The organism is Geothrix terrae (assembly GCF_022808775.1).
Lineage (GTDB): Bacteria > Acidobacteriota > Holophagae > Holophagales > Holophagaceae > Geothrix > Geothrix terrae.
Window position 1 is genome coordinate 423,830 of the sequence record NZ_JAKZLA010000002.1, and the last position, 25,247, is coordinate 449,076.

At 68.5% G+C, this 25,247-nt stretch carries 19 protein-coding genes; 4 read left to right on the plus strand and 15 right to left on the minus strand.

Features of this window, described 5'->3' with window-relative positions; all coding sequences use genetic code 11:
- Nucleotides 1-44 precede the first annotated feature (44 nt).
- From MLE42_RS05015 to zwf, 4 genes are all read right to left on the minus strand, one after another.
- The gene (locus tag MLE42_RS05015; protein ID WP_243286783.1) at nt 45-896 is read right to left on the minus strand and encodes an SHOCT domain-containing protein; all 852 of its coding nucleotides are present in this window, start codon (nt 894-896) and stop codon (nt 45-47) included.
- Between the two features lie 61 nt (nt 897-957).
- Entirely contained in the window at nt 958-1,800 is an 843-nt protein-coding gene (locus tag MLE42_RS05020) for a MurR/RpiR family transcriptional regulator (protein WP_243286958.1), read from the minus strand.
- Complete coding sequence (gene pgl / locus MLE42_RS05025; protein ID WP_338029959.1) at nt 1,797-2,486, minus strand: 6-phosphogluconolactonase; 690 nt, start codon at nt 2,484-2,486, stop codon at nt 1,797-1,799. The genes MLE42_RS05020 and pgl overlap by 4 nt, the downstream gene beginning before the upstream one ends.
- Nucleotides 2,487-3,947: a glucose-6-phosphate dehydrogenase gene (gene zwf, locus MLE42_RS05030; RefSeq protein ID WP_243286784.1), complete on the minus strand. Its 1,461-nt coding sequence runs from the start codon at nt 3,945-3,947 to the stop codon at nt 2,487-2,489.
- Between the two features lie 108 nt (nt 3,948-4,055).
- Here zwf and edd point away from each other — a divergent pair, with 108 nt between their 5' ends.
- From edd to MLE42_RS05050, 4 genes are all read left to right on the plus strand, one after another.
- Nucleotides 4,056-5,888, plus strand: a complete 1,833-nt coding sequence (gene edd, locus MLE42_RS05035; RefSeq protein ID WP_243286785.1) for a phosphogluconate dehydratase — start codon at nt 4,056-4,058, stop codon at nt 5,886-5,888.
- Entirely contained in the window at nt 5,885-6,511 is a 627-nt protein-coding gene (locus tag MLE42_RS05040; protein WP_243286786.1) for a bifunctional 4-hydroxy-2-oxoglutarate aldolase/2-dehydro-3-deoxy-phosphogluconate aldolase, read from the plus strand. Before edd ends, MLE42_RS05040 begins: the two co-directional genes overlap by 4 nt.
- A gap of 22 nt (nt 6,512-6,533) precedes the next feature.
- Nucleotides 6,534-7,532, plus strand: coding sequence for a type I glyceraldehyde-3-phosphate dehydrogenase (gap, locus tag MLE42_RS05045; RefSeq protein ID WP_243286787.1), 999 nt, complete (start codon nt 6,534-6,536; stop codon nt 7,530-7,532).
- A gap of 61 nt (nt 7,533-7,593) precedes the next feature.
- Nucleotides 7,594-9,084 (plus strand): AGE family epimerase/isomerase, encoded by a 1,491-nt coding sequence (locus tag MLE42_RS05050; protein WP_243286788.1) that lies wholly within the window; start codon nt 7,594-7,596, stop codon nt 9,082-9,084.
- A gap of 9 nt (nt 9,085-9,093) precedes the next feature.
- Here the strand turns inward: MLE42_RS05050 and MLE42_RS05055 are convergent, their stop codons facing one another.
- From MLE42_RS05055 to MLE42_RS05105, 11 genes are all read right to left on the minus strand, one after another.
- Nucleotides 9,094-11,358, minus strand: coding sequence for an alpha-amylase family glycosyl hydrolase (locus MLE42_RS05055; protein WP_243286789.1), 2,265 nt, complete (start codon nt 11,356-11,358; stop codon nt 9,094-9,096).
- 19 nt (nt 11,359-11,377) lie between these two features.
- Nucleotides 11,378-13,030, minus strand: coding sequence for an alpha-glucan family phosphorylase (gene glgP, locus MLE42_RS05060; RefSeq protein ID WP_243286790.1), 1,653 nt, complete (start codon nt 13,028-13,030; stop codon nt 11,378-11,380).
- 71 nt (nt 13,031-13,101) lie between these two features.
- Nucleotides 13,102-14,817, minus strand: a complete 1,716-nt coding sequence (locus MLE42_RS05065; RefSeq protein ID WP_243286791.1) for an alpha-amylase family glycosyl hydrolase — start codon at nt 14,815-14,817, stop codon at nt 13,102-13,104.
- Between the two features lie 73 nt (nt 14,818-14,890).
- Nucleotides 14,891-15,322, minus strand: coding sequence for a pullulanase-associated domain-containing protein (locus MLE42_RS05070; RefSeq protein WP_243286792.1), 432 nt, complete (start codon nt 15,320-15,322; stop codon nt 14,891-14,893).
- A 51-nt stretch (nt 15,323-15,373) separates the two neighbouring features.
- Nucleotides 15,374-16,264: a maltose ABC transporter permease MalG gene (malG, locus tag MLE42_RS05075; protein ID WP_243286793.1), complete on the minus strand. Its 891-nt coding sequence runs from the start codon at nt 16,262-16,264 to the stop codon at nt 15,374-15,376.
- 11 nt (nt 16,265-16,275) lie between these two features.
- Nucleotides 16,276-17,802 (minus strand): maltose ABC transporter permease MalF, encoded by a 1,527-nt coding sequence (malF, locus tag MLE42_RS05080; protein WP_420843077.1) that lies wholly within the window; start codon nt 17,800-17,802, stop codon nt 16,276-16,278.
- An 81-nt stretch (nt 17,803-17,883) separates the two neighbouring features.
- On the minus strand, nt 17,884-19,089 hold the full coding sequence (gene malE / locus MLE42_RS05085) for a maltose/maltodextrin ABC transporter substrate-binding protein MalE (protein WP_243286795.1): 1,206 nt from the start codon (nt 19,087-19,089) through the stop codon (nt 17,884-17,886).
- Nucleotides 19,090-19,134: 45 nt separating this feature from the next.
- Entirely contained in the window at nt 19,135-20,232 is a 1,098-nt protein-coding gene (locus MLE42_RS05090; RefSeq protein ID WP_243286796.1) for an ABC transporter ATP-binding protein, read from the minus strand.
- Nucleotides 20,233-20,296: 64 nt separating this feature from the next.
- Nucleotides 20,297-21,985 (minus strand): alpha-amylase family glycosyl hydrolase, encoded by a 1,689-nt coding sequence (locus MLE42_RS05095; protein ID WP_243286797.1) that lies wholly within the window; start codon nt 21,983-21,985, stop codon nt 20,297-20,299.
- Nucleotides 21,986-22,055: 70 nt separating this feature from the next.
- On the minus strand, nt 22,056-23,414 hold the full coding sequence (locus MLE42_RS05100; protein WP_243286798.1) for a maltoporin: 1,359 nt from the start codon (nt 23,412-23,414) through the stop codon (nt 22,056-22,058).
- A 79-nt stretch (nt 23,415-23,493) separates the two neighbouring features.
- Nucleotides 23,494-25,143 (minus strand): alpha-glucosidase, encoded by a 1,650-nt coding sequence (locus MLE42_RS05105; RefSeq protein WP_243286799.1) that lies wholly within the window; start codon nt 25,141-25,143, stop codon nt 23,494-23,496.
- Nucleotides 25,144-25,247 lie beyond the last annotated feature (104 nt).

Consider the following 25,247-nt stretch of genomic DNA (forward strand, 5'->3'; position numbering starts at 1 on the left):
GGGTATCGCGAAGCCGCGTCATTCAGGACCGGTCGGTATTCCGGTCACAGGGTCTTCAGGATGGCCTCGCGCTTCTCCTGATATTCAGCTTCGGAGATCAGGTTCTCGTCCCGCAGGCGCTTCAGGGCCTTGAGGCGCTGGTACTGGAGGTCGTAGAACTCCTGGCTAGGCTTCGGGGCCGCGGGCGGGGCCGCCGCGGGAGCAGGCGCTGCCGCTCCGGGGGCCAGCACCGGTGCGGATGCCGGGGCAGGTGCCAGTGCGGTAGCCGGTGGCGCCGCGGGCGCGAGCGGAAGGGCCAGCCAATCGGACCGGAGGTTCGTGGCGCCCTCGGCCTTGAGGGACACGGCGGTGCCGGCCGTCCGCGATCCGTAGGCGAAGGTGGGCAGCGTCCTGTCCGCGGAATAGCGGTCCATGAAATCGAGCCGCGCATCGTGGACGATCAGGTTGAGGGCCCCCGCCTTCACGAAGAGCCGCGCGGTCACGGCCAGGGCGGGATCCATGAAGTGTCCGCCCCGCCGCTGGGTGCTCAGCAGGACCAGGTCTTCCGAAGGCCGGGCGGCAGCGAAGGCCTCCTCCAGGGCCTTGGCGAGCGCGGCGGCTTCCTTGGGCTCGAAGAGGGGCGTGTCGGCCCCGTCCACCTGCGCCACCACGGTGGCAAGGGCCTTCTGCAGCACGGCCTGGGAGACCTGGGCCGGATGGCCGTTGGCGGCGGCGCCCGCCTCCGCCGGAATCCGGTTCACCCAGGTGAAGTTGGCCAGCTTCCACTGGGTCCGGCCCGGGTCGGCCGCCCGGGCGGACAGGCCCGGAAGCAAGGCCGCCATCAGCACCAGCATCAGCCCCGGCATCAGCCCCGGAATCAGCATCGGCGCCCGCATCGCTTCGCCCCTGTGTCGCATGCTCCCCCCATGGTGGTGATGCTGTCAGATCCGTTCCGGAAGCATAGCCCGAAGTCCGGCCCTACCGGGGCTCCCGGGTGGCCTGGAGCGACACCTTGGCGGCTTCCATGCGCGTGATGGCCGCGGGCCCCTTGCGCAGGGCCAGGGCCACGGTGAGCACGTCGATGATGGCGAGGTGGACGAGCCGGGCCACCATGGGCGCGTAGACCTCGGGGTTCTCCTGCACGTCCGCGGGCAGCAGGATGTCCGCGGATTCCGCCAGGGGCGTGCCCGAGCGCGTGAGGGCGATGACGGTGGCCCCGGACTTCCGCGCCAGGGCGACGACCTCCAGCAGGCTGCGGGTGCGCCCCGAGTTGGAGATGGCCAGCACCACCGCGTCGGCGGGCAGCAGGGCCGCGGCCACGCGCTGCATCTGGGAATCCGTGCAGGCCACGGTGGGCGTCCCCATGCGGAACAGCTTCATCTGGGCGTCCTGGGCGGTGACGCCGGAGTTGCCCAGGCCGTAGCACTCGATGCGGCTGGCCTGGTCGAGGGCCTCCACGGCCCGGGCGAGCCGCTCGGGCCGCAGGGCGTCGCGGCCCCGGGCCAGGCCCGCCAGCGCACTGTCGAAGACCTTCGAGATCAGCCGACCCATGCCGTCCCCGGGCGCCAGGCGGTCGTGGACGAAGGGAATGCCGGCGCCCAGATCGCCCGCGAGCTTCAGCTTGAAGCCGGGCAGGCCCGGGAACTTGAGGCGGCGGCAGAACCGGATGACCGTGGGCTGGCTCACCTCGGCCAGGGCCGCGATCCGCGAGATGGGGGCGGAGACCACCTCCACCGGGTGGTTGAGCACCAGGTCCGCCACGCGCCGCTCCGAGGGCGGCAGTTCCGGCAGGAGGGCCTGGATGCGGGTCAGGAGGCTCATGGCGCCCAGCATACCGAGACCGGCACCACGGTCTGCCGCAGGATGGCCCGCACCGGCAGCTCCTCCGTGGGGCCGTCCTCCAACGCCCGCTCCAGCACCCGGCGCTTGGCCGGGCCGGAGATCATCAGCACGAGATCGCGGGTGTCCAGCAGGGCGCGCAGGGAGAGGCTCAGGCGTGGGTGGGGCGCGTGGGGGGGGTGCACCGCCAGTGCCGCGGCCTCCGTGGTCAGGCCCTCGGCCAGCTCCGCGGCCCCCGGGAACAGGGAAGCGATGTGTCCGTCCTCGCCCATACCGAGGATCACCCGGCAGAAGGGCCGGGGCAGGTCCGCAAGCGCCGCGCAAACGGCGGGGGCCCCCTGCTCCGGCGTGGGGTCGCCCGTGAACAGAGGCAGCATGTGGGCCGCGGCGGCGTGCCCCTGCAGAAGGTGGGCGCGCACCAGGGACTCGTTGCTGTCGGGATGATTCGCCGGCACCCAGCGTTCGTCGGCCAGGGTGACCGTCACCCGAGCCCACGGGAGGACCTGCCGGGCCATAGCCTGGAAGAGGGGCACGGGGCTGCGGCCGCCGGAGACCACCAGGACCACCCGCTCCTGGCGTGCCAGGTCCTCCTTCAGGCGCCGGGCCACATCCTGGGCCAGGGCCGCGATGAGCGTGGCCTGGTCCGGGAACTCCCGCAGGGCGCACACCTAATCCTCCTCGGACCAGGCCAGACCATCGCGGGAGAGGAGGGCGCTGGAAGCCGCGGGGCCCCAGCTCCCGGCGGTGTAGGACTTGGGCCGGTCTTCGCTGGCGGCCCAGCTGTCGAGGATGGGCTCCACCCAGCACCAGGCGGCCTCCTGCTCATCCCGGCGCACGAAGAGCGTGAGCCGTCCGCGGATGGCGTCCAGCAGCAGGCGCTCGTAGGCCTCCAGCCGCCGCGCGCGGAAGGACTCCGCGAAGTCGAGGTTGAGGTTCACCGGGTGGAGGGCCATGGCGTCACCGGGCTGCTTGGCCACCAGATAGAGGCGCATGCTCTCGTCCGGCTGCATGCGGATGACGAGGCGGTTGGCCCGGGTGCCGTGGGCGGCCTCGCCGAAGATGAAGTGGGGCACCTGGCGGAAGTTGATGACGATCTCCGCCAGCTTCTCGGGCATGCGCTTGCCGGTGCGGAGGAAGAAGGGCACGCCGGCCCAGCGCCAGGTGTCGATCTCCGCCTTCACGGCCACGAAGGTCTCGGTGCGGCTGTCCGGGGCCACGCCCGGCTCTTCCACGTAGCCCGCCACGGGCCTTCCCGCCACGGCGCCGGCCTTGTACTGGCCGCGCACGGTCTTGGCGGCCACATCCTGGGACGTGAAGGCGCGGAGGGAGCGCAGCACCTTGAGCTTCTCGTCGCGCACTGCGTCGGGATCGCTGGCCGTGGGCGGCTCCATGGCCACGATGCAGAGGAGCTGGAGCAGGTGGTTCTGCAGCATGTCCCGCAGGGCCCCGGTGCCCTCGTAGAAGTCGCCCCGGCCCTCCACGCCCAGCTGCTCGGCCACGGTGATCTGCACGTCCTGCACCCACTCCCGGCGCCAGAGCGGCTCGAAGAGCACGTTGGCGAAGCGCAGGGCCAGCAGGTTCTGCACCGGCTCCTTGCCCAGGTAGTGGTCGATGCGGAAGATCTGGCGCTCGGTGAAGTGCCGGCCCACGGCGTCGTTGATCTCGCGGGAGGACTCCAGGTCGTGGCCCAGGGGCTTCTCCACCACCACGCGCGAGTGCGGCGTGATGAGGCCCGCCCCGCCCAGGTGGGCGGAGATGGCCGCGAAGAAGTCCGGCGAGGTGGAATAGTAGAAGACGCGGATGCGGTCGGGGTGCTGGCCCAGCGCCGCGCCCAGCGGCCCGTAGCTGTCCGCGGCCTGGGCGTCCATGGAGAAGTAGCTGAGGCGCTCTGCGAAGGAGGCCCAGGTGGCGGCGTCGTAGTCCGCGCCCAGGAAGGGCTTGCAGCTGGTCTCCGCCAGCTCGAGGAAGGCCTCGCGGGTGAGGGACCGGCGCGCGGCGGCGAGGATGCGGGACCCGGGGCCCACCGTGCCGGCCTTCACCTGCTGGTAGAGCGCGGGCAGCAGCTTGCGCATGGCCAGATCGCCGGTCCCGCCGAACAGCACCATGTCGAAATCGGGCAGGGTTCTCATGGGATCTCCGGATGTAGAAATACTACGACTTTTTTTCATGCAACCGGTTACAAAAAGTAATAATGTTACACACACCCGGCCCTCCGGGACCCCGGGAAGGAACCCCCCATGGCCCTGAACGCCCACGTCTCCGCCCTCACGGACCGCATCCGCCAGCGCAGCCGCGCCGGCCGGGAGGCCTACCTGGCCCAGCTGCGGGAGGCCGGCACGGCCCGCCCCCACCGCTGCGACGTGTCCTGCGCCAACCTGGCCCACACCTTCGCCGCCGCCGGGCCGGACAAGGCCGCGCTGAAGGAGGGCCGCGAGCCGAACCTGGGCATCGTCACCGCCTACAACGACATGCTCTCGGCCCACCAGCCCCTGGGCGCCTTCCCCGCCTGGATCAAGGCGGCCGCCCGCGAGGCTGGCGCCACGGCCCAGGTGGCCGGCGGCGTGCCCGCCATGTGCGACGGCATCACCCAAGGCCAGCCGGGCATGGAGCTGTCCCTCTTCTCCCGGGACGTCATCGCCATGGCCACGGCGGTGGCGCTCTCCCACAACGTCTTCGACGCGGCGCTCTGCCTGGGGGTCTGCGACAAGATCGTGCCGGGCCTGCTCATCGGGGCCCTCCAGTTCGGGCACCTGCCCGTGGTCTTCGTTCCGGGCGGGCCCATGCCCAGCGGCCTGCCCAACGAGGAGAAGGCCAAGGTCCGCCAGCGCTACAACGCTGGCCAGGCCACCCGCGAGGAGCTGCTGGCCGCCGAGGGCGCCGCCTACTCGGCCCCCGGCACCTGCACCTTCTACGGCACGGCCAACAGCAACCAGATGCTGATGGAGCTCATGGGCCTGCACCTGCCGGGCTCGGCCTTCGTGCCCGCGGGCACGCCCCTGCGGGAGGCGCTCACACGCCGCGCCGCCACGCGCGCGGCCGCGCTGGTGGAAGGCAGTCCCGAGTACACGCCCCTGGGCCTGGTGATCGACGAGCGGGCCATCGTGAACGGCATGGTGGGCCTGCTGGCCACGGGCGGCTCCACCAACCACACCCTGCACCTGGTGGCCATCGCCCGGGCCGCGGGCATCGTCATCGACTGGAGCGACTTCGACGGGCTCTCCGCTCACGTGCCTCTGCTGGTGCGGGCCTACCCCAACGGCCAGGCGGACGTGAACGCCTTCCACCGCGCCGGGGGCATGGGCTTCCTCATCCGCGAGCTGCTGGACGCGGGCCTGCTGCACGGCGACGTGCTGACGGTGGCGGGGCCCGGCCTGCGGCCCTACACGCAGGCCCCGGAGCTGGGTGCCGAAGGCCTGGTCTGGCGCGATGCGCCGGCGGCCAGCGGCGACGAGACGGTGCTGCGGCCCGTGTCGCGGCCCTTCGCCCCCAACGGCGGCCTGCGCCTGCTCACGGGCCGCCTGGGCCGCTCCGTCATCAAGGTCTCGGCCGTGAAGCCCGAGCACCGCCGCGTGGTGGCCCCGGCCCGGGTCTTCGACAGCCAGGAGGCCCTCCAGGCGGCCTACAAGGAGGGCACCCTCACCGGGGACCTCGTGGCCGTGGTGCGCTTCCAGGGCCCCCGGGCCAACGGCATGCCCGAGCTGCACCAGCTGACGCCCACCCTGGCCAACCTCCAGGACCAGGGCTTCCACGTGGCCCTGGTCACCGACGGCCGCATGTCCGGCGCCTCGGGCAAGGTGCCCGCGGCCATCCATGTCTCCCCGGAGGCCCTGACCGGCGGCCCCCTGGCGAAGGTGCGCGACGGCGACCTCATCGAGCTGGATGCCGAGCGGGGCCTGCTGGAGGTGAAGGTGGATCCCGCCGATTGGGCCGCGCGCCCCCTGGCCGTCCCGCCCGCCCGGCACGACCACGGCACAGGCCGGGAGCTGTTCGGGCTCTTCCGGGCGCACGCCACCGAGGCCGAGGCCGGAGCCACCTCCTTCGGCGACGCCTTCGACCGGAGCCGGCCATGACGACCTCCCTCGAGACCCTCCTCCGCGCCGCACCGGTCATGCCGGTCATCGCCCTGGACCGCCTCGACCACGCCCTGCCCCTGGCCGAGGCCCTGCTGGCCGGCGGCATCCCCACCCTGGAGATCACCCTGCGCACCCCCGTGGCCCTGGAGGCCATCCGCCAGATCCGCCGGGCCTTCCCCCAGGCCCATGTAGGCGCCGGCACCGTGACCACCCCCGAGGCCCTGCGGCAGGTGGCCGAGGCGGGCGCCGCCTTCGCCGTGAGCCCGGGCCTCACCCGCCCCCTGCTGGAGGCCGTCGCCGGCTCGGGCCTGCCCCTGCTGCCGGGCGTGATGACGCCCACGGAAGTGATGGCGGCCATGGACGCGGGCTTCCGCTTCCTCAAGCTCTTCCCCGCGGAGCCGGCCGGGGGCATCCCCATGCTCAAGGCCCTGGCCGGCCCCTTCCGGGACCTCGCCTTCTGTCCCACCGGCGGCATCAGCCCCGCCACCGCCGCGGCCTACCTCGCGCAGCCCAATGTGATCTGCGTGGGCGGCTCCTGGCTCGCGCCGAAGTCCCTGATGGACGCCGGCGACTGGGCCGCCATCACCCGGCTGGCCCGCGACGCCGCGGCGCTCCGCTGACCCCTTCACTCAGGAGCTTTTCATGACCCTCAAGATCGGCATCAACGGGTTCGGCCGCATCGGCCGCATGGTGTTCCGCGCCGCCGCGCAGGACTTCCCGGACCTGGAGGTGGTCGCCATCAACGACCTGCTGGAACCCGAGTACCTGGCCTACCTGCTGCGCTACGACTCGGTGCACGGCCGCTTCCAGGGCGAGATCTCCCTCGAGGACGGCCACCTCGTGGTGGACGGCCGTAAGATCCGCCTCACCGCCGAGAAGGATCCCGCCGCCCTCCGCTGGAACGAGGCGGGCGTGGACGTGGTGGTGGAGTCCACCGGCCTCTTCCTCACGGAGGAGCTGGCCTCGAAGCACCTGGCCGCCGGGGCGAAGAAGGTGGTGCTCTCCGCGCCCAGCAAGGACGCCACGCCCATGTTCGTCTACGGGGTGAACCACGAGACCTACGCGGGCCAGGCCATCATCTCCAACGCATCGTGCACCACCAACTGCCTGGCGCCCCTGGCCAAGGTGCTGAACGACACCTTCGGCATCAAGCGCGGCCTCATGACCACCGTGCATGCCGCAACGGCCTCCCAGCGCACCGTGGACGGCCTCAGCCACCGCGACTGGCGCGGGGGCCGGGGCATCCTCGAGAACATCATCCCCAGCAGCACCGGCGCGGCGAAGGCCGTGGGCAAGGTGATCCCCGAGCTGAACAAGAAGCTCACGGGCGTCTCCTTCCGCGTGCCGACCTCCGACGTCTCCGTGGTGGACCTCACCGCGGAGCTGAAGACGGAGACCACGTACGAGGCCATCTGCGCCGCCATGAAGGCCGCCTCCGAGGGGCCCATGAAGGGGATCCTGGGCTACACCGACCAGAAGGTGGTCTCCACGGACTTCCGCGGCGAGAGCTGCACCTCGGTCTTCGACGCCGACGCCGGCATGGCCCTGGACGGCACCTTCGTCAAGCTCGTGGCCTGGTACGACAACGAGTGGGGCTACTCCAGCAAGCTCCTGGAGATGGTGCGGGTCATCGCGAAGTAGGCGCTGGGCTCGAATCGCCGCATCACCGCTATCCTGATCCGGTTCTACCGGCGGAGTTCTCATGTCCAAGCCCCTCGTGCTGTCCGCGAGCCTCCTGTTCCTCGTCCTGGGATTGCCGGCCCGGGCGCAGCTGACCCCGGTGTCCCAGGCCCATATCCAGGCCCAGGCCCCGGCCGACCTGCCCACGGGTGAGCGCTGGTTGCGGCACTTCCGCGAGGATCTGCTCCCCTTCTGGAACCTGCCGGACGCTTGGGGCACGCCCCGGGGCGACTTCCCCACCTTCCGCGGCAACGACGGCAAGGCCGTGGACTGGGCCAAGCCCCCCGCCGAGCTGGCCGACGCGCCGGGCTGGATCCAGGCCGAGTTCGGCCGCGACTATGTCCGCATGAAGTCCCGCCAAACCTACGTCTACGGCGTGGCCTACCACCTGACGGGCGATCCAAAGATGCTGGAGCTGGCCCGGGACGGCGTGGCCTTCATCCGCGCGAAGGCCCTGGACCCCGCCACCGGCAGCGCCGTCTCCTGGTTCGAGAAGGGCGCGCCGAAGCCCGAGGTGCTGGCCCGCACCAGCCAGGACCTGGCCTATGCGGAGCTGGGGATGGCGATGTACTACTACCTCACCCGCGACGAGGCCGTGCTGGCGGACATCCGGCGGCTCAAGGACCACATCTTCTCCCAGTACTGGAATCCGGACTGGCAGGCCCTGCGCTGGGTGGTGAAGGCAGACGCGGACAAGGACCAGCTGCGCCAGGAGCTGGTGGCCCAGCTGGACCAGGTGAACGCCTACCTGCTGCTGGTCACGCCCCTGCTGCCTCCCAGGGAGCGCCGGGCCTGGACCACCGACCTGAAGCGCCTTGCGGCGGTCATGGTGAAGGACTACCACGACGCCGACCGGCACCTGTTCTGGGGCACCATCGACGACCCCGCCCAGAAGCGGCTGGGCTCCCGCCACACAGACTTCGGCCACACGGCCAAGGCCTACTGGATGCTGGAGCGCATCGGCCGGCTCACGCACGACCAGACCCTGGTGGACCTCGCCACCACTGGCGCCAAGGCGGTGCTGAAGCAGGCCTACCTGCCGGACTCCGGGACCTGGGGCTCGCGCCTGCGCCGCGACGGAAGCGTGGACCCGGGCAAGGAATGGTGGATCTACGCCGAGCTGGACCAGCTGGCGGAGACCCTGGCCCTGCGCGATCCCGCCCAGGCCGCGCCCCTGCCTCGCACCGCGGACTTCTGGTTCCGCCGCATGGTGGACCCCGTGAACCACGAGGTCTGGGGCGGGGCCGGCGGTCCGGACTTCGAGCCCTGGCAGGGCCCCAAGATCCACCAGTGGAAGAGCGGGTACCACTCGTCCGAGCACGCCCTGGTGGGCTATCTCACGGCCCAGGCCCTCCACCACCAGCCCGCGGTCCTCTACTTCGCCCCCAGGGATCCGAAGGCGGTCCTGCGGCCCTACTTCTTCGACGGACGCCTGGCGAAGCGCACCAGCCACCCCCTGCCCGGCTTTCCCGGGCGCCGGAAGGTGGAGGCCGCCTTCATCGAATTGAAGTAGCCCCTTGGATTATTTCCTGAAGATGGCCGAGGTCAGCGGGTCCAACGTCACGGTGGAACCGCTGACGACCACGCCGGTGGGGGCGGTGATCGCGGTGGTTCCGGCCGCGCCGCCGTCGGCGACCAGGGTGGCCGTGGTGAGGTCGATGTCCGCCGAGAAGGTCTTCGTGGTGGTGTCGGCGTTGTGGAAGACGTACCAGGTGCCCGTGCCGTCCGTGGACACGGCCTTGTAGCCGAAGGCCAGGGCGCTGCTGCCGGCGCCCGCGGCCGGCAGGCTGGTCAGGCTGGCGGCCCGCGCGGCATCGGGCAGGCGGAAGGCGCTGCTGCTCTTGCGGAGGGCGATGAGTCCCTGGACGTAGCGGTAGAGCTGGTAGCCGTTCTGGGTGGTGTCGTAGTTGGTGAAGCCGCCCGCCAGGGGATTGCCGCTGGTGTACACCCGGGCCCAGGCCACCAGGTTGATGGCGTCGGAGGCGTTGTAGGAGTTGTCGACGAAGTACCGGCCGCCGTTCGACTTGGTGTTGGCGTACAGACCGGTGGTCTCCTTCGTGCGGAACATCTCGTCCCCGGCGTGGAGGAAGGCCAGCCCCTGGGAGGTCAGCAGCGCGGCATAGCCCACCCGGGCCCGCTTGAGGAGGACGGCATCGCCCGCCGTGGTCTTGGGTGCGGCGGTGGCCATGGCCAGCACGTCGTAGAGGCAGAGGTTGTCGTGGCAGGTCAGATAGCTGGCCACATTGTTCGTGGAGCCCGGCGCGAAGGCGGGGCTGGTGTTGGTGGGGACGCCGGCGATGTTGGAGAACAGGGTGGCCACGGACTGGGAGACGCCCGTGAGGAAGGCGGGCTGGCCGTCGTTGGGGTAGCCGTTCTTGAACACCTGGCGGTAGCTGTCGGAGAACATGGCGACGTTCTGACCGAGGAACTGGGCCGAGTGGCCCTGGTCCGCGCCGATGGTGGCGTCGCCGTTGTAGTCCGTGGCCGGTCCGCTGTAGAAGCCATTCCAGCCTTCTCCGATGAAGAGGGTCTTCGGGTTGTACGACGTGGCCGCGGCGTAGGCGGCCTTCACGGTCTGGGTGTCCAGCACGCCCATGAGGTCGAAGCGGAAGCCGTCTACCTTGTACTCGCGCACCCAGTAGGCGATGGAGTCCACGATGAGCTTCCGCACCATCTTGGCCTCGGAGCGCACATCCTGGCTGCCCGCGCCGTTCCGGCTGGTGCTGCGGTAGTAGTAGCCCTGGAGGCCCGAGTCCGCCAGCACGGCGTTGTTGGCCGTGTGGTTGTAGACCACATCCAGGATCACGCCCATGCCCCGCTTGTGGATCTCGTTGACCAGCGTCTTCAGCTCGTTGACGCGGGCCGCGGGATCGCCCGGGGCCGCCGAGTACATGCCGGTGGGCGTGAAGTAGTTCTGGGGATCGTAGCCCCAGTTGTAGTTGGCGCCGGAGGTCTGGCTGATGGTCAGCTCCCGGGTGCCGATCTTGGTCTGGTCGTAGGTGTAGTTCTCCAGGGGGCAGAGCAGCTGCACGTGGGTGACGCCCAGCTTCTGGATGTGGGGCAGCAGGTCCACCAGGCCCTTGAACGTGCCCCAGGGGTGCCCTGCGGCGAAGCCGCTGAGGTCGGGATCCACCGTGAGGTCGCGCACGCCGGCCTCGTAGATGATGGCGTCCCTGTTCGAGGCGTAGGCGTAGGGGGCCGCCGTCGCGCCGTCCGGGCCCTTCATGGCCGATCCGTCGAAGTAGTAGGAGGACCCGGCGTAGGGTGTCCAGCCGCCATCGGGGCCGACGGCCGAGGGATCCACGATGGCGCCCTTGCCGATGCTGTCGCCCGGGATCGAGGCGCTGGGCGTGCGGACCCACTGGGCCATGGACTTGGCGTAGGGGTCCAGCACGTACTCGCCGCCGACCTTGAAGACATAGAAGCTCTGGGCGGGGAGCGCGATGGCTCCGGTGCTCCAGACGCCGCCGGAGCCCCGGGTCATGGCCACGGTGGCCGCAGGGGCGTTCAGGGCGTCGTTCCAGTGGGCGTAGAGGCAGAGCCCGACGGTGCTGGCGTTGGCGTTCCAGTAGTTGAAGGTGACCGTGCCGGGGCCGAACACCGGCCCCAGGGCGGTACTGGGGACCTTGAAGTACGAAACGTCCGCCGGCGGCGTGGCGTTCGGATCCGCGTCCAGGGCCGCGGCGGTGTACCCGGAGCCGCCGGTACCGCCGCCTCCGCCACCCCCACCACAGGCGAGCAGGAGGAGCAGGCTGGCGGCCAGGGGGAACAGGGCGGCTCGGGACATGGGACCTCCTGCGGAGGGACTAGCGGGAGGCCCGCTTGTACATCCGGCTGTAGTACTCGTCGAGCATGCGCTCGACGCCGAAGGCATCACGGGTGCTCCGGATCGAGGCGGCCATCATGTCCACCCAGGCGTCGTGGCGATCGTAGTAGGTGAGCAGAACTTCGTCGGACAGCACCTTCTTGAAGGCCTTGAAGTCGTGCTTGTCCAGCACCGCCTCATCCTCGCTCTCGAACCCGTCGCCGAACTGCCAGCCGTTCACGCCGTGTTCGCACGCCTCGGGCCACCAGCCATCCAGGATCGACAGGTTCAGGACGCCGTTCATGGCGGCCTTCATGCCGGAGGTGCCAGAGGCCTCCTTGGGCCGCCGCGGGTTGTTCAGCCACACGTCGGAGCCGCGGGTGAGCATGCGGCCGATCTCCATGTCGTAGTTCTCGAGGAACACCACGCTCTCGGGGTACCGCTTCGTCATCTCCAGGATGTTCTCGACGATCTTCTTGCCGTTGTCATCCAGGGGGTGGGCCTTGCCGGAGAAGACGATCTGGAGCCGGCCGCTCTTGAGCAGGGGCTCGATGAACTTGCGGTCGGTGAAGATGAAGTTGGAGCGCTTGTAGGGCGCGGCGCGGCGCGAAAACCCGATGAGCAGCTTGTCTGCGTCGAGCTTCACGCCCGTGCGGGTCTCCACGAAGGCGATGAGCTTCTTCTTGTTGTCCAGGTGCGCCTTCCAGAGCGCATCCTTGGCCTTCTTCGTGCCGTCGAAGGCCGCGGCCAGGTCGAGCATCCGGGTGTCCACCCAGGTGGGGCGGTGGATGGCGTTGGTGATGCCAATGATCTCGCTCCGACCCTCAATGTGCTTCCACATCTTGTTGGAGGTGGCGCGGTGCAGATCGGCCACGGCGTTGGAGATGCGGGACAAGCGCAGAGCCCCCACCGTCATGTTGAAGGGGCTGCCGCCGAGCTGCTTGAGCTGGGCCTTCGTCATGCCGAGGTTGGCGCCCAGGTAGAGGAAGCGGTCGAGGGGATGGGATTCGTTGCCCTGCAGGATGGGGGTGTGGGTGGTGAAGACGACTTCCTCGCGGGTCTTGGCCCAGGCGGCCTCGAAGGTGGCGCCCTTGGCCATGCGCTGGTGCATCAGCTCGAAGCCCGCGAACAGGGCGTGGCCCTCGTTGAAGTGGTAGACGTCCGGCTTGATGCGCAGGGCCTGGAGGGCGCGGACGCCGCCGATGCCCAGCACCATCTCCTGGGCCACGCGCTCCTCGCCGAACCAGCCGTAGAGCTGGCCCGTGATCCAGCGGGCCTCGCCATCGTTCTCCTCGAGGTCCGTGTCCAGGAGGTAGAGGGAATCCACGCCGTAGCTGTTCACGCGCCAGACCTTGATCTTCACCGGCCGGGCCTTGATCTCCACCTCGACGGTGACGCCGGTGTCCTCCAGGAACTCGTGGCTGGCGTTCTTGTAGGCGTCGAAGACCCTGCCCGTCGCCGGGTCCACCATCTGCTCGCCGTAGCCCTGCTTCCAGCGGATGCCGATGCCCACCATGGGGTAGCCATGGTCCTTCACGCCCTTCAGGTAGTCGCCGGCGAGGATGCCCAGGCCGCCGGAATAGATCTTGAACGAGCTATCGAGGGCGTATTCCATGCAGAAATACGCGACCCGGGGCAGCTTCTTGGTGGTCATGCAGGCTCCTTCGTTCCCGATTCATGCGGTGTTCAGCGCGCCATTGGTGCCGAATGGCGCGGGTGGCAATGTCAGTGGGTTTGGACGCGCTCGAGCAGGGCGGTCCCCTCCGCCTGGAGGGCCACCTTCCCGCCGGCTACCGTGGCGGTGCGGCCGGTGTAGGCGTCGCGCAGGGTCTCGCCGTCGGCGAAAACGCCGGCCACGGGCAGGCTCACCTGGCCTTGGGCGCCCAGGGCCACCACCACGCGGTCGCCGCTGGCGGCCTCGATGCGGCTGAAGGTGTAGGGGGCGTCGCCCAGCTGCTTGTGCTCGCCTGTGGCCAGGGCCCGGTGGCGGGCGCGGAAGGTGCCGAGCTTGCGCCAGTGGGCGAGAACCTTCGCATCCACCTTGCCCCAGTTCATGTCAGAGCGGGTGGCCTGCTGCTTGTCCGTGCGGGGCATGGGTCCCTCGGGCCGGGCGGTCTCGTCGCCGTAGAAGATCTGCACGCCGCCGGGGGCCAGCAGGAGGGCCGTGCCGCCCTCGATGAGCCTGCCGCGGTCGAACAGCTCCGTGTCGTGGGACGAGAGGTAGTTCAGCATGTGGACGGGCTTGCCGGCCTGGGCCTGGGCGTAGCTCCGGAAGAGCTTCTCGGGCTTGGCGAAGGCGCCGTCCTGCTGCTGGAAGTCGAAGTTGATCATGGCGTCGAAGCCGAAGCCCGTCATCTTGTGCTTCTCGGGCCCCGCGCCCCAGAACTCGCCCACCATCCAGAAGGGGGCATCGTCGACCTTGCGGGTGGGGTTCTTGGCCTTGAACTCCGCCAGGGCCTTCACGGCTTCGGTCTTGAGGGCGGCCCAGGCCTCCGGTTCCACGTGCTTCACCGTGTCGCAGCGGAAGCCGTCGACGCCGTACTCGCGCACCCAGTCCGTGAGCCACTGGATGAGGTAGCCGCGCACGGTGGTGTTGGGGAGGTCCACGGCCTTCGTGTCGGCCTTCTCCTTCAGGAACTTCGGCAGCTTCACGGCCTCGGGGCTCTCGGTGCGGAAGTCGGGCAGGAAGGCGAGCTGCATGGTGAGGTCGTTGCGGCCGCCATCGATGTAGCCGGGCAGCCCGGCGCGCACCCAGGGGCGGCCCCACCAGTCGCCGAACTTGAAGGAGTTGTAGTCGATGTAGTTGTGGTAGTTCCGCAGCAGATTGGCATCTTTCTCCCAGCCCTCCCACAGGACGTCCACCTTCAGGTCCTTGGCGGTCTGGATGTCGAGGTAGCCGGGGTGGTTCATCACCACATCGAAGAGCACCCGGATGCCTTGGGCGTGGGCCGTGTCCACCAAGTCGCGGAGGTCCGCAGCCGTGCCCAGGTTCTGGTCGATCACCGTGTAGTCCAGGGCCCAGTAGCCGTGGTAGGCGTAGTGCTTGAACTCCCGTTGGCCGCCCTGGACCCAGCCGTGGATCTGCTCGTAGGGCGCGGTGATCCACAGGGCGTTCACGCCCAGGTCCTTGAACCAGCCCTCTTTGAGCTTCTGGGTGAGGCCCCTGAAGTCGCCCCCGTGCCAGGTGCCCACGTCGTCCTTGGGGTTCATCTCCCGCTGACGGCCGTAGGCGTGGTCGTTTGTGGGGTCGCCGTTGACGAAGCGGTCCGTCATCACGAAGTAGACGATGGGGTTCTCGGCGAAGGTGCCGGGAACGGCCACCGGAGTCTGCATCGGGGCCTGCATCGTGGCCTGGGCCCGCGAGGGCAGCCAGGCCGAGGCGAGGCCCGCGGCCAGAAGCAGGGCGCGGACGGCGGCGGAGGGACGGAGGATCTTGGTCATGGGCGTCTCGTCAGGGTTCAAAGGGAGCCAGGGCCGGGCGTGGCCCGACCCTGGCGCCGGGGCTGTCATCCCCCTACTTCTTGCAGACGTGGTCCTTCAGGGCCTCTTCCTTGGAGAAGTAGATGGTGCGGTCGCCGTTGACCACCCAGATCTCCTTGTGGGCACGGCCGTCAAAGGCCATATCCTTGGCGCCCTGCTCCTTGATGTCGCCCTTGTGGATGATGTAGTTCACCTGGGACTTGGAGCCGGTGTTGAACTCCTCGAGGTCCACCTGCCAGAAGACGCCGAAGTCGGTCTTCCCGGTGGGCATCATGGGGTTGGGCCACTCGATATCGGGCAGGGGCATGTTGGGGCTCTTCCAGAGGTGCACGCCCCAGCGCTCGTACTTGCCGTCGCAGCGGTGGTAGTTGATCTGGATCTTGCCCTCGGGCGGCGCGGCGAGGGCGGGGGTGATGATCAGGGCGATCACGGCGATCGCCTTGAGGAAGGTCGTGCGGAGGCTCATGCGTGACTCCTTGGGGGAAGGGAGGGCTCAGCCCTCGGGTTGGAAAGCGGATCAGCCCTTGTTGGCCCCGGCGGTGAGGCCGGAGATCATCCAGCGCTGGACGAGGATGAAGACGACGGCGATGGGCAGGCCGGAGAGGATGGCCGCGGCCGCGAAATCGCCCCAGAGGTACTTCTGCTGGTAGAGGAACTGCTTCATGCCGGCGGCCATGGTGAGCTGGTCCTGGCTGCGGAGCAGGATGGAGGCCACGGGGTACTCGTTCACCGCGCCGATGAAGGCCAGCAGGAAGATGACCATGATGATGGGCAGGGCCATGGGCAGGAGGACCCGCCAGAAGGCCTGCCACGGCGTGGCGCCATCCACCGTGGCGGCCTCTTCGATCTCGGACGGGATGGTCTCGTAGAAGCCCTTGATGGTCCAGATGTGCAGGGCGATGCCGCCGGAATAGGCGAGGACCAGCGCCCAGGGGCTGTCGATGCCGAAGGCGGGGAAGGTGTGCCCGAGGCGGGAGAAGATCGAGTGGATGGCGATGAGAGCCAGGATCGTGGGGAACATCTGCATCAGCATCAGGCCCACGAGCGAGGCCTTCTTCCCGGCGAACTTCATGCGGGCGAAGGCGTAGGCGGCGGTCGTGGAGAGCAGCACCGCCGTGGTGGCCGAGAGGGTGGCCACCTTCACCGAGTTCCACAGCCAGCGCAGCACGGGCAGGTCGGGCAGGATCACCCGGCCGTCCGCGTTGGTCACCGGGAGGCCCAGGGCGAAGCGCCAGTGCTCGAGGCTGATGGTCGTGGGGATGAGACTCCCAGAGGCGAAGTTTCCTGGACGGAGCGAGATGGAAACCACCATCAGCAGCGGGAAGATGACGAGGGCGCAGAGGCAGATCAGGAACACGTGGGCGGCGACGACGCGCCAGCGCTGGGATTTGTCGATGACGATGGCCATGGCGTCTCCTCTCAGCGCTTGGTGTCTTCGGCGATCCGGGTGGACCGGATCTGGATCAGGGAGATCACGGCGACCATCAGGAACACCACGGTGGAGATGGCGGCGCCCAGGCCGAACTTTTGGCCCGAGTCCTGGAAGGCCATGCGGTAGGTGTAGGACACGAGAATGTCCGTGGTGCCCGCCGGCGTGGAGGTGTTGAGGAAGTCCGGCAACCCGCCCGTCAGGAGGTTGATGAGCACGAAGTTGTTGAAGTTGAAGGCGAAGGAGGAGATGAGCAGCGGCGTCAGGGGCTTGAGGATCAGCGGCATCGTGATCCTGAAGAAGTTGGTGATCGGCCCCGCGCCCGCCACCGCCGAGGCCTCGTAGAGGTCCTGGGGGATCGCCTTGATGAGGCCCATGCAGACCACCATCATGTAGGGGAAGCCCAGCCAGGTGTTGACGATGAGGATCATCGTCTTGGCCAGGAAGGGATCCGAGAACCAGGTGGGCTTGATGCCGAAGAGGCCGTTCAGCACCAGGTTGATCTCACCGAAGTTGTTGTTGAAGAGGCCCTTGAACACCAGGATGGAGATGAAGCCGGGCACCGCGTAGGGCAGGAAGAGCAGCAGCCGGTACATGCCCCGGAACCGCAGGTTCTCCCAGCTGAGCAGCACCGCCAGCACCATGCCGAGGGTGGTGCAGAAGACCACCGTCAAGGTGGAGAAGACGATCGTCCAGATGAAGATCCGCCACAGCGGCTCGCGCAGGGAGGTGTCCGTGAAGATCTGGACGTAGTTCTTCCAGCCGATGTCCACCTGGAAGCCCGGTGTCACCTGGTCGCCGTCGGCGGTCTCGTAGAAGCCGGTCTTGTGGTTGGGCCGGATGACGCTGTGGTCCTGGTTGTTCGTGAGACTGCCGTCGGGGTTGCGGGTGTACTGGGGCCGGCTGGGCGCGAACTCGCGCAGGCCGGTCATGCGCACCTGGCCGCCATCGGGCATGACCACCGTGATGCCCTTGAGGAAGGGCTGGCGGTCGATCAGGTCCTTGAGGGGCATCTCGTCACCCGGGAGCGGCCCGGTGGCGGGCTGGGCCTTCAGGGTGAGGTGCGTCCCCTCGGCGCCCAGGGCGAGGGGTTCCGTCACGAAGGCTGCGCCGCTGTCGGCGTCTTCCAGGCGGATCCGCCAGCGGCTGCCGTCCGCATGAAGCTCGGAGTTGTAGGTGGCGCCATCGGCCCGGTAGGTTTCCTCCAGCAGGTACTGGGTGGCCCGCTTGAAGGTCAGGAGGTTCGTGGAGCTGTAGTTGGTGAACCCGATGCGGATGGTGTAGAGCATCGGGAAGACGACGAAGATCAGCGCCGCGCCGATGCCCGGGAAGAGGTAGCGGTACGCGTAGGTCTTCTTCGAGGTGTAGATCCACACGAAACAGACCAGGGTCACGAGCATGACGCCCGCCAGCAGGGTCTCACCGGTGGCGTAGACCACGGTGACGACGTACAGTCCGGCCAGTCCCAGGAGGACCATCAGGATGGGCGGCAGGAGGCGTTTGAGGACCGGTGGCATGGGCATGGGTGGATCCGGATGGTGAGGAGGGCTCCGGGGGCGGAGCGGGCCCGGAGGTCCGCCCCGCGCCGGGAGGAACAGCTACTTGAGGATCCGCTTGGCGGCGGCGTCCAGGGCTTCCTTCGGGGTCTGGCGGCCTTCGGTCATGTTGTTCAGGGCGGAGACCATGGCGGCCCAGAAGCGGCCCATGCGGGGGTTGTTCGGCATGACGACGCCATCGGTGGCGCTGGCCATGGAGACCTGGATGAAGGGATCGTTCTTCATCTTGGCGTAGGCGGCCTTGTTGGCCGGGGCGCCGATGGCCACGTCGGCGTTGATGGTCTCGAGACCTTTCAGCGTCAGCATGTTGTTCTCGATGAACTCGCGGGCGATGTCCACGTTCCCGGCCGAGGAGGCGGCCTTGGTGATCATGGCGCCCATGTAGCCCACGAAGGGCTTGGCGGGCTTGCCCGCCACGCTGGGGAGCTTGGCCACGCCGAAGTTGATCTTGGCCTTCTTGAGGTTGTCCCAGGCCCAGGGGCCGCTGATCATCATGGCGAGCTTGCCCTGGGCCATCTGGGCTTCCATGTCGGCATAGGTGGCGCCCTTGGGCATCACGCCCTCCTTCACCATCTTCGTGAGCAGCTCGGCGCCGATGACGGCCCCGGCGTTGTTCACGCCCGTGTCCTTCTGGTCATAGGTGCCGTCGGCGTTCATCTTGAAGGCGTAGCCGCCGTTGGCCGCCAGCATGGGCATGGTGAAGTAGGTGTTCGTGTAGTCCCACAGGATGGCCTTCTTGCCCTGGGCCGCGAACTTCTTGTCGAGGGCGAAGATCTCCTCGAAGGTCTTGGGCGGGGTCTTGATCAGGTTCTTGTTGTAGATGAGGGAGACCGCCTCGATGGCCACGGGGTAGGCCCACACCTTGCCCTTGATGGTGAAGGCCTGCCAGGCCTTCTCGTCGATCTGGTCCTTGATCTTCTTGCCGGGGGTCACGGCGTTGATGACGCCGCTGTCGGCCCACTCGCCCACGCGGTCATGGGCCCAGATCCAGATGTCGGGCCCCTTGCCCTCTTCGGCGGCCGCCTGGAACTTGCCGGGGGCGTCCTCGGGGTGCTCGACGACGACCTTCACGCCGGTCTTCTTGGTGAACTCGTCGCCCACCTTCTGGAGGCCGTTGTAGCCCTTGTCACCGTTGATCCAGACGAGGAGCTTGCCCTTCTCGGCGGCCTGGGCCACGGTCAGGGCGCCGGCGACGAGCAGGGTGGCGGTGGTGGCCGCCAGTTTGCGGAGGGTGGATGGATGACTCACGACAGTCTCCTTGGGTTGGGCCGGAGGGTCCGGTAGATGGGAACGCTAGATGAGGCGGGTGCAGGCCCGGCCGTCCGGGCCGAACAGGTGGCAGTGCTTGGCCGGAAAACGAAGGTGGGTCTCGTCGCCGGTCCGGAGGGGGGTCTCGGGCAGGGCCTTCACGGTGAGCTGGCCCTGGCCGCCGGGGGCATGGACGTATAGGAAGACGGTGTCGCCCAGGTGCTCGGAGACAATGACGGACGTGCGGGCCGTGCCTTCGCCGGAGGCGGTCTCGGCCAGGAGGCGCTCCGGGCGGATGGCCAGGGTGAGCGCCGCGCCCTCGGCCTGGCCCCGGGCGTCGACCTGGGCGGTCACCTGCGTGCCGTCCTCCAGCCGCACCGTGGCCAGCGCCTCCGTGGCGGCAACCAGCGTGCAGGGGAGGAAGTTCATCTTGGGCGAGCCGATGAAGCCGGCCACGAAGCGGTTGGAGGGACGGCGGTAGAGCTCCAGGGGCGTGCCCACCTGCTCGATGCGGCCCTCGTTGATGACCACGATGCGGTCGGCCAGGGTCATGGCCTCCACCTGGTCGTGGGTGACGTAGACCATGGTGGTGGCCAAGTCCTTGTGCAGGCGGGCCAGCTCGACCCGCATCTGCACGCGCAGCCCGGCATCCAGGTTGGACAGGGGTTCGTCGAAGAGAAAGACGCCGGGCTTCCGCACGATCGCCCTGCCGATCGCCACCCGCTGGCGCTGTCCCCCCGACAGCGCCTTCGGTCGGCGATCGAGCAGGGGTTCGATCTGGAGGATCTGGGCGGCCCGCTGGACGGCCTCCGTGATCTCCTGCTTCGGACGCCCGGCGAGCTTGAGGCCGAAGGCCATGTTCTCGGCCACGGTCATGTGGGGATAGAGGGCGTAGCTCTGGAACACCATGGCGATGCCGCGCTTGGAGGGCGGCACTTCGTTCACCTGGTGGCCTCCGATGTAGAGTTCGCCGCTGGTGATCTCCTCCAGGCCCGCGATGCAGCGCAGGAGTGTGGACTTCCCGCAGCCCGAGGGCCCCACGAACACGACGAACTCCCCGTCGGTGATGCCGAGGTCGATCCCGTGGAGGATCTCGATGTCACCGAAGGACTTGCGGAGGGCTTTGAATTGGAGGTCGGCCATGGGGATTCCGGATGAGACGAAGGTGGAGCCAGATGGATAGGGCCGCAGAGGCCCGCAGGCAAGGTCAGGGCAAGTCGCCGTGGAGGGTGCCCTGGAAGCCTGTGCCCGCCACGTAGAGCACGCGGACACCGTAGGGGGGCAGGTTGGCTGCGGCATAGGCGTCGCCGCTTAGGGCGCCGACGCCCTTCAGGTCGCCCAGGATGGCCTGCACGGGACCGGAGGCGGGCACGCCGAGGGCCGTCAGTCCGGAGACCGTGACGGTCTGGGCCGTGCCCGTGAGATTCGCCACCACGAGCACCCGCTCGGTGCCCGCGTCCCGCAGGTAGGCCAGGGCCTTGCCGGTGCCCACGTCGGTGGCGAGGGTGGCGTAGCCGCCGCGCAGGGCCGGGTAGGTCTTCCGGGCCTGGATGAGGTACCTGCACCAGCTCAGGATGGAATCAGGCTGGGCCGTCTGCGCCGTCACCGCCGCCCAGTCCATGGGTTGGCGGAGGTTGATGTCGGCTCCGGACTGGCCGGTCATGCCGACTTCATTTCCGTAGTAGAGGATGGGTGTGCCGGGGGAGAGGAGGTTCAGGGCCTCGGCCAGGATGATCTTGGCCTTGCTGCCGCCGTACTGGGTTCCGGGCCGCGAGATCAGGTTGTCGTGGTTCGAGTCGAAGGTGGCCGAGCGGTAGCCCGCCGGGTAGGTGCGCTGCTCGTACTCCCAGAGGGAGGTCAGCTGCGTGGCATCCCCCCGGCTGATGGTGTTGTAGATGGCCCAGGGCGCGCTGAAGTCCAGGCACATGTGGAACTCGTTCGTGCCGTTGCCGTAATAGGGCGTCACGCCCGAGGCATCGTTGGTCCAGGCCTCGGCGATCATCGCCTTGCTGCTGTGCTTCGCCGGGTCGCCGCCCGGATGGGGATGGAGGTCGCCGCTGTCATACTCGTCCAGCAGCGCGCGGAAGGCCTGGAGCCGCGCGTGGGTGTCCGGCTGGTCCGCCTGCTGGCCGGGGCCGGTCTCGCAGAGGTAGCGCACCGCGTCCACCCGCATGCCGTCGAAGCCGCGATCCAGCCAGAAGGTCTGGACCTTCCGCATCTCGGCCTGGACGGCCGGATTGTAGAAGTTCAGGTCCGCCAGAGTGTCCGTGGCGAAGGAGGTGTAGAAGTACCCGGAGGCGCCGGATTTCCAGACATCCTGGGGCGTGCCGCCGCCCCAGGGGAGGCCCCAGCCCGCAGGCTGGCCGGCGCTCCAGAGGTACCAGCTGTCCCGCGTGGCGGCGTTCGTGAACCAGGGATGCTTCGTGGAGGTGTGGTTCGGCACGAAGTCGAAGAGGATCCGCATGCCCCGGCCGTGGACGGCGTCGAGGAGGTTCTTGAGGTCCGCGCGGGTGCCGAAGCGGTCGTTCACGGCGTAGTAGTCCGTCGTGTCGTACCCGTGCATGTTGTCGCCCTTGTAGGCGCACTCGAAGATCGGTGACAGCCAGATCGTGTTCACGCCCAGGGACTGGAGGTAGTCCAGCTTGCCCTGGAGGCCGGGAAGGTCGCCGATGCCGTCCTGGTAGGCGCCATCGGCGAAGGCCTTCACCCAGACGTGATAGACCACCGCGTCCCGGTACCAGCCGGGCGCGTTCTCCAGCTGCTGGCCGGGGGCGATGGTGGTCGTGTCCACCGGATAGCGGCTGGCGTCGCTCGATTTGGGGCCGACGCAGGCCATCCCACCCACCAGGAGGTAGGCGAGCAGGGCCGTGGCCGTCATCAGGCGGGGGATCTTCACATCCGTTCCTTTGCGTCAGGAGTGAGGAAACGGCCCGCCCCGGAGGACGGGCCGCTTCGTCAGCCGGCCATTACCACCAGGCCTCGACCTGGGCGCCGAACGTCATGCCCTGGAGGGCGGTGCCGAACTGGCCTTCGCCGATCAGGTTCCAGTTGTTGGCGTTCTTGTTCCAGTCCGCGCGGGTGGCGAACAGGCGGATCACCGGGCGGCTCCACCAGGAGGCCTGGGGGCTCCACTGCAGCGCGATGGTGTTCTTGAGGAGCTTGCGGGCTTCGCTCTCGTTGTCGAACTTGAGCTTGTCCAAGCCGACTTCATAGGCCACGGAGAAGTGCTTGGTGAAGAAGTAGGTGGGACGCACGCCGACGGAGGTCCAGGCGTTCGTGGTGCTTTCCATGGTGCCCTTGCCGTTCTGCTTCCGGTACTGCACCACGCCCTGCATTTCGAGGTTGGCCACCGGCTTGATGTAGAAGATGTCCATGACGTGCCACCAGTTGTTCTCGGTCTTCACGTCGGGGTTGTACCAGTTCCAGTAGGTGGAGCCGTTGCCCCACGTCGCGTAGACGCGGTTGTCGCCGCCGAGGACGCCCGACTGGTTGACGATCAGGTTGTACTGGATGCCGTTGTTCTTGTTGCCGTCGTTCTCGTAGCCGGTCTTCGTGCGGGCATCGTTGAACTGCACGCCGAAGGTCAGCGATCCGCCTTCCCAAAGCTTGATGTCGGACACACGCAGGTCGTGGGAGCCCACGATCGTGTGGCCGCCGCCGCCCACCCACTGGCTGTAGGGATTCACGGTGCCCATGATGGCGCCATTGTTCCAATCGCTGCCCATGTTGCCGGTGTCGTGCTGGATGTAGGCGTAGTGGAGCTTGAGGGCGCCGAAGTCGATGTTCTCGATGCCCACGCCGTCGCCGCTGTTGTTCCAGTACCACTGGTCCCGCAGGTGGAGGTCCTGGCGCATGTAGAAGCGCCGGCCGGCCCACAGGGAGGCGTCCTTGAAGGGGCCGCTGTTGCCGAAGATGCCCGTGGCCTCGCCCCAGGTCTCACGGAGGTAGACCATCTGGTTGGGGTTGGCGACCTTGCTGTTGTCCACGTTGCCGCCCGCGTCGGTCGACGCGTCGCGCACCTGGTAGTACTGGCGGAATGTCGGGCGGAAGTGCAGCTTGAAGGTGGTGTTGCCCTTCTCGTAGGCCTTCACGTCCACGGCCAGCTCGAGGTAGTTGTCGGTCTCGTTGCCGAGACGGTAGCCGGGGCCGTTGGTGGGGGCGCCACCGGTGTTGGCCATGAAGAACGACACCTGCTCACCGCCGTTCGACGACCGGCCGACGCCCATGCGGGTGTAGCCGTGGATTTCGACCACGTCCTGCGCGAGGAGCGGTCCGCAGGCCAGCGCCAAGGGCAGCGCGGCCTTGATGAGGGAGAGAGACTTCATGGTCTTGCCTCCAGTGGGAGAAGCCGCGGGGGCGGCGGGTTGGGTGGGAAGCTTGCGGAGGGAGGGCCGGCGCATGGGGTCAGGCCATGCGGCCGAAGAACCCTCCCCAAGGGGGAAGGTGGAGGGTCCGGCCTTCGAGGCGGCAGGCCGGGAGGCCATGCCCATCGAGGGGCTGGACGGAACGGGGAACCTTGTGGCTGATGGGGCCGGGGCTCAGGTTGAAGGCCGCCAGGATGCACTCGTCCCCGGCTTCGCGGCGGAAGGCCAGGAGGGGCTCGGAGGTGCGCTGGAACCGGATGGTCCCGCGCCGGAGGGACTCGAAGCCTTTCCGCCAGGCGAGGAAGCGCTGATAGAAGCCCAGCACCGAATCGGGGTCGGAAGCCTGGGCCGCCACGGAACGGCGCAGGTGATCCGGGAACATGGGCAGCCAGGGTTCCACGGTTGAGAACCCGCCCCGCGGCGCCTCGCTGGTCCAGGGCATGGGCGTGCGGCAGCCATCCCGGCCCTTGAAGTCGGGCCAGAAGGTAATGCCGTACGGGTCGATGAGGCGGTCGAAGGGCACTTCGGCCTCCGGGAGGCCCAGCTCCTCGCCCTGGTAGATGCAGAAGCTCCCCCGTAGCGCGCCCAGCACCGCCAGCAGCAACTTCGGGAAGGCGGGATCATCCACGCCCTTGCCCCAGCGGGTGACCACCCGGACGCTGTCGTGGTTGGAGAGCGACCAGCAGCCCCACCCGCCGCCGCGACGGACGCGGCGCTCGAACTCCTCCACCACGGATCGGATGCGCCCGGCGCTGAACTCGTCCGTGAAGAGGCTGAAGCCATAGGCCATGTGCAGCTTGTCGCCATCTGCGGTGTACTCGGCCATGGTGGTGAGGGCCCCTTCATCCCCGATCTCGCCCACGCTCATGGCCCCGTACTGGTCCAGCAGCGTCCGGAGGCGCTTCAGGAACCCCAGGTTCTCCGGCTGGGTCTTGTCGTAGCGGTGGATCTGCCGCCCGTAGGGGTTGCCCTCCTGGACGGAGGTGAGCTCCACCGATCCGGGCCGGGCCGCCGGGTTGTTCCGCAGCCGCTGGTCGTGGAAGTGGAAGTTGCAGGCGTCGAAGCGGAAGCCGTCCACGCCGCGTTCCATCCAGAAGCGCACTTCCTCGAGCAGCTGAGCCTGCACGGGCTCATGGTGGAAGTTCAGGTCCGGCTGAGACTCCAGGAAGTTGTGGAGGTAGTACTGCCGCCGACGGGGCTCCCAGGTCCAGGCGGAACCGCCGAAGACCGACTGCCAGTTGTTGGGCGGCGTGCCGTCCGCCTTGGCCTCGGCCCAGACGTACCAATCCGCCTTGGGATTGGCGCGGCTGGCGCGGCTCTCCTTGAACCATGCGTGCTGGTCGGAGGAATGGGACAGCACCTGGTCGATGAGCACCTTCAGGCCCAGGTGGTGCGCCTCGGCCACCAGCCGGTCGAAGTCCGCCAGCGTGCCGAAGGTGGGATCCACGTCCCGGTAGTTCGACACGTCGTAGCCGAAGTCCTTCATGGGGGACGTGAAGAAGGGCGAGATCCAGATGGCGTCCACACCCAGGCCGGCCACATGGGCCAGGTGGGCGGTGATGCCCGGAAGGTCGCCGATGCCATCCCCGTTCGTGTCCTGGAAGCTCCGGGGGTAGATCTGGTAGACCGCCGCCCCGCGCCACCATTCGGTGCCTGGGATCGGGGGGGCGACGGTATCCCGGACGGGCATGGTCTGAGTTCCTTTCTGGATTGAGGACAAGGCGGGTGGCTGGCTGAACTCGATGTAACCGGTTACAAATCGATATCCGTGGTGTGCTTTTCCTGGGTAACTGG